Origin of the sequence: Nonomuraea aurantiaca, from assembly GCF_020215705.1 — a bacterium.
Classification (GTDB): domain Bacteria; phylum Actinomycetota; class Actinomycetes; order Streptosporangiales; family Streptosporangiaceae; genus Nonomuraea; species Nonomuraea aurantiaca.
On record NZ_JAIWNB010000067.1, the window covers coordinates 2470 to 13999 of the forward strand.

13 protein-coding genes and 1 pseudogene are annotated in these 11530 nt (G+C 67.9%); 9 read left to right on the forward strand and 5 right to left on the reverse strand.

The window, feature by feature from the left end; genetic code table 11:
- Nucleotides 1-707: 707 nt before the first annotated feature.
- Nucleotides 708-1310, reverse strand: a complete 603-nt coding sequence (locus LDL49_RS55025) for a hypothetical protein (RefSeq protein WP_225302938.1) — start codon at nt 1308-1310, stop codon at nt 708-710.
- Nucleotides 1311-1376: 66 nt separating this feature from the next.
- On the opposite strand from LDL49_RS55025, the gene LDL49_RS55030 reads away from it, so the two are divergent.
- From LDL49_RS55030 to LDL49_RS55055, 6 genes are all read left to right on the forward strand, one after another.
- Nucleotides 1377-1982: a TetR/AcrR family transcriptional regulator gene (locus LDL49_RS55030; RefSeq protein ID WP_225302939.1), complete on the forward strand. Its 606-nt coding sequence runs from the start codon at nt 1377-1379 to the stop codon at nt 1980-1982.
- Nucleotides 1983-2690: 708 nt separating this feature from the next.
- Complete coding sequence (locus tag LDL49_RS55035) at nt 2691-2978, forward strand: Pycsar system effector family protein (RefSeq protein WP_263656735.1); 288 nt, start codon at nt 2691-2693, stop codon at nt 2976-2978.
- Nucleotides 2975-3133, forward strand: a complete 159-nt coding sequence (locus LDL49_RS55040) for a hypothetical protein (RefSeq protein ID WP_225302940.1) — start codon at nt 2975-2977, stop codon at nt 3131-3133. The genes LDL49_RS55035 and LDL49_RS55040 overlap by 4 nt, the downstream gene beginning before the upstream one ends.
- 5 nt (nt 3134-3138) lie before the next feature.
- Nucleotides 3139-3282, forward strand: coding sequence for a hypothetical protein (locus tag LDL49_RS55045; protein WP_225302941.1), 144 nt, complete (start codon nt 3139-3141; stop codon nt 3280-3282).
- 619 nt (nt 3283-3901) lie between these two features.
- Complete coding sequence (locus LDL49_RS55050; RefSeq protein ID WP_225302942.1) at nt 3902-4411, forward strand: helix-turn-helix domain-containing protein; 510 nt, start codon at nt 3902-3904, stop codon at nt 4409-4411.
- A 587-nt stretch (nt 4412-4998) separates the two neighbouring features.
- Nucleotides 4999-5892 carry an NAD-dependent DNA ligase LigA gene (locus LDL49_RS55055; protein ID WP_225302943.1) on the forward strand — a complete coding sequence of 298 codons (894 nt, stop codon included), beginning with the start codon at nt 4999-5001 and terminating at the stop codon, nt 5890-5892.
- Here LDL49_RS55055 and LDL49_RS59680 read toward each other — a convergent pair.
- The 4 genes from LDL49_RS59680 to LDL49_RS55075 all read right to left on the reverse strand — a co-directional run bounded on the left by LDL49_RS59680 (nt 5802) and on the right by LDL49_RS55075 (nt 9273).
- Nucleotides 5802-7004 carry a ParA family protein gene (locus tag LDL49_RS59680; RefSeq protein ID WP_372470745.1) on the reverse strand — a complete coding sequence of 401 codons (1203 nt, stop codon included), beginning with the start codon at nt 7002-7004 and terminating at the stop codon, nt 5802-5804. The two genes, LDL49_RS55055 and LDL49_RS59680, sit on opposite strands and share 91 nt — an antisense overlap.
- A 388-nt stretch (nt 7005-7392) precedes the next feature.
- Nucleotides 7393-7704: a type II toxin-antitoxin system PemK/MazF family toxin gene (locus tag LDL49_RS55065; protein ID WP_225302944.1), complete on the reverse strand. Its 312-nt coding sequence runs from the start codon at nt 7702-7704 to the stop codon at nt 7393-7395.
- Complete coding sequence (locus LDL49_RS55070; RefSeq protein WP_225302945.1) at nt 7701-7958, reverse strand: hypothetical protein; 258 nt, start codon at nt 7956-7958, stop codon at nt 7701-7703. The genes LDL49_RS55065 and LDL49_RS55070 overlap by 4 nt, the downstream gene beginning before the upstream one ends.
- Nucleotides 7959-8259: 301 nt before the next feature.
- Nucleotides 8260-9273, reverse strand: coding sequence for a sigma-70 family RNA polymerase sigma factor (locus tag LDL49_RS55075; protein WP_225302946.1), 1014 nt, complete (start codon nt 9271-9273; stop codon nt 8260-8262).
- 154 nt (nt 9274-9427) lie between these two features.
- Between LDL49_RS55075 and LDL49_RS55080 the strand changes: the two genes are divergently transcribed.
- The 3 genes and pseudogenes from LDL49_RS55080 to LDL49_RS55090 form a co-directional block, all read left to right on the forward strand.
- Nucleotides 9428-10150 (forward strand): SDR family NAD(P)-dependent oxidoreductase, encoded by a 723-nt coding sequence (locus tag LDL49_RS55080; protein WP_225302947.1) that lies wholly within the window; start codon nt 9428-9430, stop codon nt 10148-10150.
- Between the two features lie 15 nt (nt 10151-10165).
- A complete protein-coding gene (locus tag LDL49_RS55085) occupies nt 10166-10969 on the forward strand; it encodes an SDR family NAD(P)-dependent oxidoreductase (RefSeq protein ID WP_225302948.1) in 804 nt (267 codons plus the stop codon).
- A gap of 68 nt (nt 10970-11037) precedes the next feature.
- Nucleotides 11038-11273 (forward strand): annotated as a pseudogene (locus tag LDL49_RS55090) (transposase); the annotation flags it as partial.
- Nucleotides 11274-11530 lie beyond the last annotated feature (257 nt).

Consider the following 11530-nt stretch of genomic DNA (forward strand, 5'->3'; position numbering starts at 1 on the left):
CGGATCAAAGCGACGCCTCGTGGTTCCAGCCACGACCAAACCTCTCCCGGTTCGGTCTCCACGTTACGAGGGGAAGCCCATCCTGGTCGGTGAGGTTGTCCAGTGCCGAGGCCGCGGCGGTCAGTGGCGCTCCGCGCGGCTGGTCGGCAGGGGTGCCGGTCGGTCAGGAAGACCGGGCCGTACCGGACTGCCGCAAGCTCCGGTCGGTGCTGCCGCCCTTGCGGTGTACGCGGCCGGTTTGGCCTCGGGCACGACGTTGCCGACGTCCGGGTCGAGTGCCTCCGCCGAACGGGCCGCGCTCTCACACAGCAACCGAAAAGGGGGGCCTTGTCGCGTAGTGGCAGGTCGCGGCGCTGCCACAGGGCTTCGATCAGGTGCCGGTCGATGACCTTGGTGGCGTCCGGGGCCTCCTTGCACTGCGCCCCCGTCGCGGCGAACACCGCGGCGGTGAGTTCGGCTGTCAGGCCGCTCAGCAGGGTGTCGTCGCCGAGCGCGGTTCGTCGGTAGGGCTGGCCAGGGGCGACGCGATCGGGGTGCCCCCAGCGGACAACCCAACCTGGTCGGCTGGTACCGGAACATGTCCACCCCGGGTGAGGCGGGGTCGGCAGTGCTGCTCGGGCATAAGGACACGCGGGATGCGGACGATCAACACCAGGCACAGGGGAGATCGCGAATGGCCCGGGTCGGTCGTGTGCAACCGGGGATGATCACTTGGCTCGGCGTGGGGCTAGGGTGTAGCTGAATGACCACAGGAAGTCGATGCCCAGCGCCACGCTCCACGGCAGCATGGGCCCCCACAGCACGACTGTCTGATCGAGGTCTCCGACGATCAGCGTGAAGACACCGAGCGTCGCCGCGGCGATGGCGTAGGCCAGCAGGTGACGCAGCCACATGACGCGCTCGCGGGCGGCATGTGAGCGCCCCGCCCGACTCCCGCGCGGCGATGGTTCGAGCTCCTCCTCGACGATGACGGCCTCCCGCCTGCGGCCATCTTGTTCCCCCGCCCTCGCCGCGCCGGCACGCCTCCCTCGCGTGGCGCGGACCACGCGCTCGTCGGCCCAGCGGACCATCGTGGGACCGAAAGCGACGGTGACACCCAGATAGACGCCGGCCAGGGCGTGCCCCAGATCTGGCGTTGCGCCGCGATACAGGTCAGCGGTGGACAGGACGAGCAGCATCACGTCAATCACCGGCACGCATGCGAGGAGGACCGCGCCCAGGCGTGGGGCACCCACCAGGTAACGAGCCGACAGGCCGAGCCCGAGCAGCACCCAGAAGGCGACTTCGCACCCGACGATCAGTCCGACCATCAGGCCCTCCTTATTTCACACGACTGTCCTACATCCTTTATAACATGATCGTGTGATTATGAGGCCATGCCGAAAATTGTGGATCATCAGGCGCGCAGGGTCGAGTTGGCTGAGGCGGTCTGGCAGGTCATCGCACGTGAAGGAGTCGCAGAGGTGTCGGTCCGGGCGGTCGCGGCCGCAGCCGGATGGTCCACCGGCACACTGGGCCACTACTTCCGCTCCCGGGCCGACCTCGTAGCCTTCGCCGCCGAGCTGGTGGTGGAACGAGTGACCGAGCGCGTCTCCGCCCGCATGCGCGACCTGCCGCCGCAACTGGCCCCGATGGCGCGGGCGCGAACTCTGCTGGCCGAGACCATGCCCGGCGATCCGGAACGCTTCACCGAGTCCTCCATCGCCTTCGCCTTCCTGGCCCTGGGTCTGCGTGACCCCCGCCTGGCCGCCATCCAGCAACGGCATTTCGGCGGCATGTACGACCTGTGCCGCGCTCTGGTGCACGACCTCGCCGCCCACGGCGCACCCCTGGCCGGCTCGTCACCCGACAGCGCGGCCCGCCAGCTGCATGCGGTGGTCGACGGGCTCTCCATACACGTCCTGGCAGGACACCTGACCGCCGCAGAAATGTCCGCCGAACTGGATGTCCACCTGGCAACGCTGGCCTCCTTCCCTGGATGACACCGGGCCCCTCGCTTCTGCCCGCGTGGCGGTGCATGCCGAGGCCGGATGGGGTCCGCACGGTCACGCGACAACGAGGGGCGTACAGTCTCAGGGCATTACGCATGCGGCAGTAGCGATGCGCTCCCGCACCAGGGCCCTGTTACCGTTGCCGGCAGCAGGCCGAGACCGGCTGATCAGGCGTTGGCGGCCGCTCGCCATCGTGCCGGCATCGCCGTGTCGTCGTAGTCTCCGCGCCACGCCGCCGCCTCGGGGATCGCGACAGCAACCAGTCTCCGTACTCCGGGGCGTCGGGAGCGATGTCCCGCGTGACCTCGATCCGCGTTCCCGTCGCCGAACAGCATGATCAGTCGCCGGACCCGGCGGGTGAGAACGCGGCGGCATCTCGCCATATGGTCCGTTGCATGCCCGAGCTCATGCCCCGCCACGCTCCGAAGGAGAGGGTAAAATCCCGACCCGATCCGGCGCCGGTGGGGGTCGTACACGCCGGCGCTGCGCTGCCAGCCTTCCGCTGCACCGGTAGCTCTGACGCCGAGCAGGTCCCCGAAACGGGCAGGTCCGGCACGGCACCAGGCCCGACCACGACGCCACCGGTCAAACGCGGGGCCGGCCGCATGCCCAGCGCACGCGGCGCCGTGGCCAGCGTCGGCTCTGTCTCCCTTTCGGCTCTGTCTCTCTTTCGGTGGTGACGGAGAGCTGCTGGCCACGCTGCCTCTGACCGGCGCCGCCGCGGTGCTGCTGACGGTCGTACGGCCACGCATCCCACGCGCTGGCGGTCAGCAGCTCGTCGCCCACGCCCGCACCAGCGGTGGCGACGAGCTGCTGACCGCCCTGGCCACCGGCCGGCCGGAGAAGCGGCCGGCCGACGACCTGCACCGCCTCTCGCGGATCACGTTGAGCAAGTACACCGTGGTCCGCCTGGCGGTGGACCTGATGCTGCTTGCGCTGGTCGCGCTGGCCATCACGCTGCCGCTGGCCCTGGGGGGCGCAGCGTGAGCGCGCCGGACACGCCCGAGGTCGAGCTCGCGCAGTTCGACGTTTCGGAGGAGCAGGCGATCGCCGCGCTGCTGGCCCGGCTGCCCGTCGCCGACGCCGGCGAGTTGGTCGAGCTCCCCGTACCTGCCCCGCCGCATGCGTGCGGGGCGCGTTGAGGCGCGTGGAGGACCGCATGGCCGCGCTGCGCCATCGGCTGGTCGAGGTGGTCACCGAGGCGCACCAGCAGGCGGCGCTGGCCGAAGAGTGGATCGCCTCCCTGGGCACCCTCCCCGAGACCGACAGTCGTGCCGAGAGCGCCGCGTGAGGACGCGGACGCTGCGGGTCCCCGCCTGGCTCATCGCCGGGCGGGGTGCCCGGAGCGCCCGACCCGGTCACCCACTGTCCCTAAGCCCGCGGCGTTCATCGAGCACGCACGCCCCACTCCTGGCGGCTGTGTGGGCGTTGGGCGGGGGACGGATGTGCCTGCGGATCGCGACACGCCCGGGCCTGTTGGGCGGGTGGGCGCACCCGCTGGGCTCTTGATCGTGGAAGGATGCGTCGTTGAAGTCTCGGATACGGCCAGGAGGCACTCAGCCCAAAAGAAAACGCCCCCAGAGGGGGCGCTTCCCAACCAAATAACTCAGATGATGCGAATCCGCCGTCAGCTCCAAGGTTTGGCCGCCGAGGTGAGCTGATCGGCCTTCTCGCGTCGTCTGGCTTTCATGCTTGGAGACGACCATAGCATCGCGCCAAGCGGTTAGCCCACTATGCCCTGATGACGACACGCCGGGGTGGGGGCGTTCCGCTTCCCGATCTGCCCGCCGTCCGGGGGTAGGTGTGGTGCTGGGCTGCCTGCGTGGTGGTCACTGCGGCGGCTGGCCATCTTCGGCGCGTTACCGGAGGGGGCGAAGCGGGCCGGTTCGCAGGGCGCGTGGATCGCGGCGGTGCGCGAGCACCCGGACACCGCGGTGCTGCGGCGCGACGCCTACGCCAGCTTGATGGCGATCGCGTGGGTACTGGCGCGCTGCGCGGACGGGACGTCGATGACGAGCCGGCCCACCTGGGCGGTGCTGATCGAGCGCAGCGGCCGCTCGCGCTCCACGGTGGCGCTGTGGCTGCGCTGGCTGCGCGAGCGCGGGTTGCTGGGCACCGTGACCCCCGGATCCTCGGTGCGCCTCCGCGAGGGCACGCAGTGCGGCGCGATCGACGATGGGTTGGGCAACATCGCCGCCGAGTACGTGCTCGCGGTTCCGGGCGCCCCGGACGACGACGTGGCCGTCGGCGAACCTCGGCAGGCGCCCGCTCGCCGATCTCAGAAGGCCGTCTTCTTCCCTGTGGAGGAATCTCGGACCCCCTCTGGGTTCCCCTCCGTAGGAGGGGAACCATCGCCTCGCACGCGCGCGCGAGGCCGCTGGCATCCGGCAACTCACGATCACTGGTTGATCATCGGCTGAGCACCGTCACGAGGGCTGCAAAGGATCAGACCCTGCAAGATCAACCGGGGCAGGGCCCTCGCAGGGCTCGGCGGCGGGAGCGCGAGCGGGCCCTGGTCGGCGCTGAGCGGGTCCGCGCTGCGAGCTTGGATCTGCGCCGGTTGTCGGCTGAGCACGTCCGCCATCTGATCATGTCGCTGGTGATGGCCGGCTGGGCCCGTCATCGGCTGGCCGTCTGGCTTGACGCGGACCCCGGCGTCCCGTTGCCGTCGCGCTCCCAGTGCCTGGCGGAGGCGGCTGCGCGCCGGGCTGCCGAGCAAGCGGCGGTGGCCGCCGAGCGCGCCGCTGCTGTGGATGCGGCCGGTCCGGCGGCTCGTGCGCGGGCTCTGCTGGCGTCTGCGAGTCCGCGGGCTGGGGAGGTCATGCGGCGCCGGGCAATGGGTCAGGCGGCGCGTACTCGGTGGCTGGCCGGCTGACCCGCGGGGTTCTCTGGGTGCCGTATGGGCCCGCGTGGACGTCATCAATCTACTTTGTAAAGGGGCCGGTTCTTCTTCACCAAACGAAACACCTCCAGCCGGACGGCTCTCCCCCACCGCACTAGGCGCGGCTTGGAGCACATCGCCGCCGAGCAGGCCGAGCTGCCGTTCGGCATCGACGGCATCGTGATCAAGTGCGATCTGGCGGGCGACCAGCGGCAGGCGGGGTTCAGCTCGCGGGCGCCCCGCTGGGCGATCGCCTACAAGCTCCCCGCCGTCGAGAAGATCACCAAGCTGGTGGGCGTGGAGTGGAACACCGGCCGCACCGGAGTCATCGCCCCCCGCGCGGTGCTGGAGCCGGTCACGCTGGACGGCAGCGTCGTCACCTACGCCACCCTGCACAACATCGCCGACATCACCCGGCGCGGCCTCATGCTCGGTGACAGCGTCGTCGTCTACAAGGCCGGCGACGTGATCCCCCGGGTCCAGTCCCCCGTCGTGCACCTGCGCACCGGCGACGAGCAGCCGATCATCTTCCCCGAGGTGTGCCCGTCCTGCGGCGACGCCATCGACAGGTCCCAGGAGCGGTGGCGATGCGTGCGCGGCCGCGCCTGCCGCGCGATCGCCTCGATCAGTTACGCCGTCGGCCGCGACCAGCTCGACATTCGAGGGCCTGGCCGACAACCGCATCCAGCAGCTGTTGGACGCGGGGTTGCAGCGGCAGCCGGATGGACTCTAGGGACGCCTCCCGCGCCTTACCGACTGCCGGACACCCATGACGAGCGAGCCGGGGTAGTCGTTGCACAGGGCGTCGAACACCTTGCTGGTGAGGTTCGACTTGAGCACTTCCGACAGCAGGACGGCAACGACCTGAAGTTGCGGGGCGAGCCGCTGCTTGGTGAGGGCGAGGGTGCGGTTCAGCTCGGTAAGGGCGTTCAGGTCGAACCCCGACGCCTTGAGCGGGATGACAATTCGGCGCGAGCGCCGCCACCGAGAGCTGTCCGAGCGCGGGCCCGCAGTCGGTGATCTCGACATCGAACGGCTCGCTGGTGTTGTTGATAGCCCAGTCGATGACCTGCTCGACGCCCGGCGGCGGGGCGCTCCACCTGCTTGAGCGACGTGTACGACGGCACGACGTACAAGCCCGGCACGCGCGTCGGGTAGGTCACCTGGTCGGGTGATGCCTCGCCCATGAAGAGGTGGAGCAGGTTCGCAGGCTCGCCGGCACCGTCATCAACCTGCGGCCTGAGCCAGTGTGTGGTGCCGCCGAGCTGAGCGTCCACGTCCCAGATGCGGACGCACAGACCCTTCAACGCGAGCTCGCAGGCGAGACAGACTGCGGTAGTGGACTTCCCAGAGCCGCCCTTCTGCATGATGCAGCACAACCGGGCCGGTGTGGCGAGGCGCTTGAACCCTACGGGAACCCAGGGCACACCAGAGCCTCCAACGAAGCCGGAGCGCTTCAAACTGCGGAACACGGCTGCCTCGGTTGGTTTGCCACGAGTGGGTCGTCTGCCACGCCGCTGCACGTTATCGACGCGGTCTGGCGGGACATCCTCATTCGTGCGGGCCCAGTTGACGACTTCTCGGTCGTGTGATCCATTCTGGGACCACCGTTTCCGCGGGTCGGGGTCGTCCTTTCCGTTCCAGAGGTCTCGTCCGCGCCAGAAGCGGCGGTCAAGATCACCGTTCTCTGCGAACTCGTAGATCACGGAGCGATTACCTTCCGAATCGTTGCCGCATACGTGTCGCACTGCTTCCGTGATGCGGTCACGCAGAGTTTCGAGGGCCGCCTTGGCGATCTCTGCGTCGGCCGTGGCGGAAAGGTACCTAAGAGCTCTGGCGGCAGGCAAGAGTGATCCTCCTACCTTGTTGTGGATTTGCTGGGTCACGCGGCGGGCAACCCCTTGTTGGCCGCCGTATGGTTGGGTGCGCGCTAGCCAATTGGCGAAAGAGTTGAGGCCGGCCAGGGCCAGGACTCCGACTCCGACTCCGAAGAGAGCCTTCCACCACCAGGGACCCACAAGATCAGCCATCACGGCCAGTGCGGCTGCACCACCGGGGAGGAGGAACGAGGCGGCCCAACTTAGCAGGGCCCTTTCCCACAGTGGTTGCTGCGCAGGGCTTGCGATGGACATGCGACACCTCCCATAGCCTGGGGAGAGTTGTCGTATTCCTCACTCTATTTGCAGTGACGGTGGGTCCTAGAGAAGTTGCCCGGCTTCATAGCTGCTCATGGAAACGCGATACTTAGGCCGCCCAAGGCGTGGAAACGCCTTACGTACGTCCGTGCGCGCTGAGATGGACGGCGGCGATCTGGGGTGCAGTGGGTGTTTTACGTGTATCGCGCCACATCAAGGCAATCGCGAAGCTTATAGCTCTACGCCCGGTTTGCATCTCGTGATCTTTGCTAAATGATCTCTCTGTAGCGCACGCTGGCGAGCGAACTCGGGTCGCCGAATGGTAGGGATCCAGGAGCAGCCGTGCCGCTCCTGGGCGCTCTCGGCGCCTTACGGCTGTCCGGGGTCAGCCTGCGGTGCCGAAAATCGTGGCGATCATGCCGCGTACGTGGGCGAGCTGCTCGTCCGGAAGATCGCCCACCTTGGACTTGAGCCTGGCGGCCGCCACGGTGCTGATGCGGTCGATCATCGCGGCGCGGCCCTCGCCGACGTCGACCACGAACGCGGTGAGAGCCTGCGCCATGTCGGCCGCCTCGACGTGCGCGGTGAGCACGTTGTCGCCGTACAGCGTGTGATAGAAGTCGCCGGAGACGATCAGCCGCACCTCGTCCCGGTCGCCGAGCTGGACGGTCCACAGCTCGCCGAATCGGTGGCTCACGCGGCCTCGCCGCGGTGCTCGTCGGCGGCCCGCGTGACGTCCTCGGACACGATCCGCTCGTCGGCCTCCTGAGCGGCGACCGCGCCGGCGCCATACACCGCGGCGCGGGCGGCCGGCGTGTGGGTGGCGGCGATCTCGCGGAGGGCGCCGCGCTCCAGGACGGTGGAGACGCTGAGCCCATGCGCCTCGGCGTGCTTGCGTACCGCCTCCAGGACCCACGGGGCGATGCTGACGGACGTTCTTCCCTTAGCCATGGTTCGTATGCTACGCCATGATGTGTTGAGAGTACTACCACTCGTAATACGCAGGCTCATACTCCCCCCGATTTCATTACCGGGAACGCCGCCACCACCGCAGGCTGTCACCCGGCAGAGTACGCCGCGATTTCAGCCGCCTACTGATCACCCTAGGCACGCCGGCTACCGCCCCGAAACCCTCCAAGGCAGGCCCAGGAGGTCCCCGAGGGCGCACAAGCACCCCAGCTCAGCGCCACCCGGCACGCAAGAAGACTGCGTGATCACCTTAAAACGCAAGATACGGGCTGAAGCGAGGAAGTCAGTTACAGGGAAGGGATCGCGGGAGCCCGAACCACGGAAGGGCGCTGTTGTCGAAACGGGTCACGGCGCTGATCCGATCGCCGGCCAAGGTGAGGACCACGAACCCCGTCCCACGCCGGATGCCATCGCTGCCCGAGCGCAGATAAGTACCGAATGCCGGTTGGCCGTTCGCGCGCGTAGGCACCAGGTGGTACTTTCGGTTGGCGCTCATGAGCGCGGCGTAGAACCCGGAAACGGCGTCGCGGCCGAGGTACTCAAGCGGCATCGGCGGCATGGAGACGCGAGCGTCGTCGGTGAGCAGGCCGACCAGGGCGTTGACGTCGCCGGATTCGTAGGCACGGGCGAACTTCGCCACAAGTGCCTCTTCGGCCGGCGAAGCGGGCGCAGGTGGTGAAACGTCCATCCCGCTCGGCGGGATTCGCCGGTGCAGCGTGGCGCGTGTCCGTTTGAGCGCGCTGTTGACCGAATCGACGGAAGAGTCGAGCATGTCGGCGACCTCGGCCGCCGGGTAGCCGAGCACCTCGCGCAAGATCAGGACGGCACGTTGGCGTGCTGGCAGGGTCTGCAGCGCAGTGACGAACGCCAGCGAGATGGACTCTTTCTGTTCATAGCGTGCTTCCGGTCCGAGCGGCGCGGCGATCGCACCGTCGAGGAGAGCGTCAGGGTACGGCTCCAGCCACACGACTTCGCCGAGCCGGCTCGGCTCCGGCGGTTCGATCTCGGGCACATCCCACTCCTTTGCCAGGCGACGGCTGGCCGAGCGAATCGCGTTGAGGCACTGGTTCGTGGCGATCCGATACAGCCAGGTGCGGATCGAGGCACGCCCCTCGAACCGGTCGAATGCCCGCCACGCCGCGAGCAGCGTGTCTTGCAAAGCGTCCTCGGCGTCCTGGAACGAGCCGAGCAGCCGGTAGCAATGCATGTGCAACTCCCGGCGATGTGGCTCGGTCAGCTGCCGGAACGCCTCGCCATCGCCGGCCCGCGCCCTCGCGATCAGCTCGCTCGCTGTCACGTCTCATCACCCCACCTGGTGTCAGTTCTTGCCAGCCCTTCTCCGGTTCTGACACCGGGCCGGCCGAAAACTGGGCGCGCCACACCCGCCCAATTCCTCCACAGCGTGGTGTCTACACCATCGACAGCTCGATTCCACCTCATGAGGAGCACACATGACACTCACGGGCAAGACAGTCCTGGTCACCGGAGCCAACCGCGGCATCGGAAGGGCGCTGGTCGAGGAGGCGCTGAGTAGGGGCGCCGAACGGGTCTACGCCGGCACACGGCAGGCCCTGAACCCTACGGATGAGCGCGTCACGCCCCTGGTCCTGGACCTGACGGATGCCGCCCAGATCAACCTCGCCGCCGAGACCGTTGATTCGCTCGATGTCCTGATCAACAACGCGGGCGTCTACGGCTATGAAGACCTGGCCGATCGAGCTGCCCTCGAACAGCATCTCGCGGTCAACCTCTTCGGCCCCTACGCCGTCACGCAGGCCTTCCTGCCCCGGCTTATCGAGTCACAAGGCGCGATCGTCAACGTGCTGTCATTGGCTGCGGTGGCTGCCGTGCCCATCAGTCCTGCGTACTCGATCTCCAAGGCGGCTGCCTTCTCGTTGACGCAGTCGCTGCGTGCCACTCTCGCCGGCCAGGGCGTGGACGTCCACGCCGTACTGCCCGGTCCCGTGGACACCGACATGGTGCGCGACCTCGAGATCCCGAAGGCGTCACCACAGTCGGTAGCCGCAGCCATCCTCGACGCGCTGGACAAGGGAGAGGAGGAGATCTTCCCCGATCCCTTCTCACAGGCGCTTGCCGATAGCTGGAATAGAGGGGCGGTCAAGGCGCTCGAACGTCAGAACGCGGCGCTCGTCGGCGCGGCCCAGAACCAGTAGCGGAAGGGCATACCAATGAGTACGAGTCTGCTGCTCCAGGACAAGACGGCCGTGATCTACGGAGCCGGCGGCGCCATCGGTCACGCCGTCGCCAGAACATTCGCACGCGAAGGGGCACGCCTCTTTCTCACAGGGCGCACCCTGTCGAAGGCGGAGGTACTGGCCAAGGAGATCGTCGCCGACGGCGGCGTGGCCGAGGCCGCGCAGGTCAACGCGCTCGACGAGAACGCCGTGGCCGAGCACCTCGACACGGTAATCGAGAAGGCGGGCGGCGTCGACATCTCGTTCAACGCCGTCGGGCTCCGCAACACCACGCTGCAGGGCGTTCCGCTCGTCGATCTCGACGTCGAGGAGTTCATGCGACCCGTCAACGAGCACGTGCGCGCCAACTTCTTGACCGCACGCCTTGCCGGCCGGCACATGGTCGCCAACGGCGCGGGCGTGATCATGACCGTGACCTCGCTTCCCGCCCGGATCGCCAATCCCCTCATGGGTGGTGTGGCCTTGGCCATGGCAGCCGAGGAAGCCCTGATCAGGGACCTCTCTGTCGAACTCGCGCCGTACGGCGTACGCGTGGCCGGCGTCCGGACCCAGGCCATGCCCGACAGCGGCACGATCGAAGAGGTCTTCGGCATCCACGCCAAGGCCCACGGGATCACTCGCGAACAGTTCCAGGCCATGGTTGCCGAGCGGACACACCGCAAACGCCTGCCGAGCCTCCAGGAAATGGCCGAGGTCGTCACGTTCATCGCCTCGGACCGGGCCGCCGGTATCGCCGGAACCATGGCCAACATGAGCCTCGGAGCCATCCCCGACTAAGAGGTCCTAACAGAATGATCTCTGTTGTGCTTTGATCTCTCGCTGTAGCGATGGCGAGAGGAGCGGGTATGGCGCGGCTGAAGCCGTGGGAGGTCAGTGACGAGCTCTGGGCGGTGATCGGGCCGCTGTTGCCCGAGCGAAGCGGCGGTTCCGGCATCCGGGACGCAAACGGCTGGATGATCGGCTGGCGTTGTAGGGCATCTTGTTCGTGCTGCACACCGGGATCGCCTGGGAGCACCTGCCGCAGGAGCTGGGCTACGGCTCGGGCATGACCTGCTGGCGGCGGCTGGCCGAGTGGAACAAGGTCGTGTCCATCCCCTGAAAGCGTGGAGACTCGGTTATGCAGCGATGGTCTCCTGAGACTTCGCCTTGGTGGCTGTTCGGGCGGTCGTGATCTGCCGCTCGTACGTGATCTGGCCGAGTGGAACAAGGTCGTGTCCATCCCCTGAAAGCGTGGAGACTCGGTTATGCAGCGATGGTCTCCTGAGACTTCGCCTTGGTGGCTGTTCGGGCGGTCGTGATCTGCCGCTCGTACGTGATCTGCCGCTCGTAGACGATCGG

Coding starts and splice junctions, on each gene's coding strand:
- LDL49_RS59680 (WP_372470745.1), bottom strand. CDS start 7,004: ATGTCCATCGCAAGCCCTGCGCAGCAACCACTGTGGGAAAGGGCCCTG.
- LDL49_RS55080 (WP_225302947.1), top strand. CDS start 9,428: ATGACACTCACGGGCAAGACAGTCCTGGTCACCGGAGCCAACCGCGGC.
- LDL49_RS55025 (WP_225302938.1), bottom strand. CDS start 1,310: ATGGTCGGACTGATCGTCGGGTGCGAAGTCGCCTTCTGGGTGCTGCTC.
- LDL49_RS55030 (WP_225302939.1), top strand. CDS start 1,377: ATGCCGAAAATTGTGGATCATCAGGCGCGCAGGGTCGAGTTGGCTGAG.
- LDL49_RS55085 (WP_225302948.1), top strand. CDS start 10,166: ATGAGTACGAGTCTGCTGCTCCAGGACAAGACGGCCGTGATCTACGGA.
- LDL49_RS55070 (WP_225302945.1), bottom strand. CDS start 7,958: ATGGCTAAGGGAAGAACGTCCGTCAGCATCGCCCCGTGGGTCCTGGAG.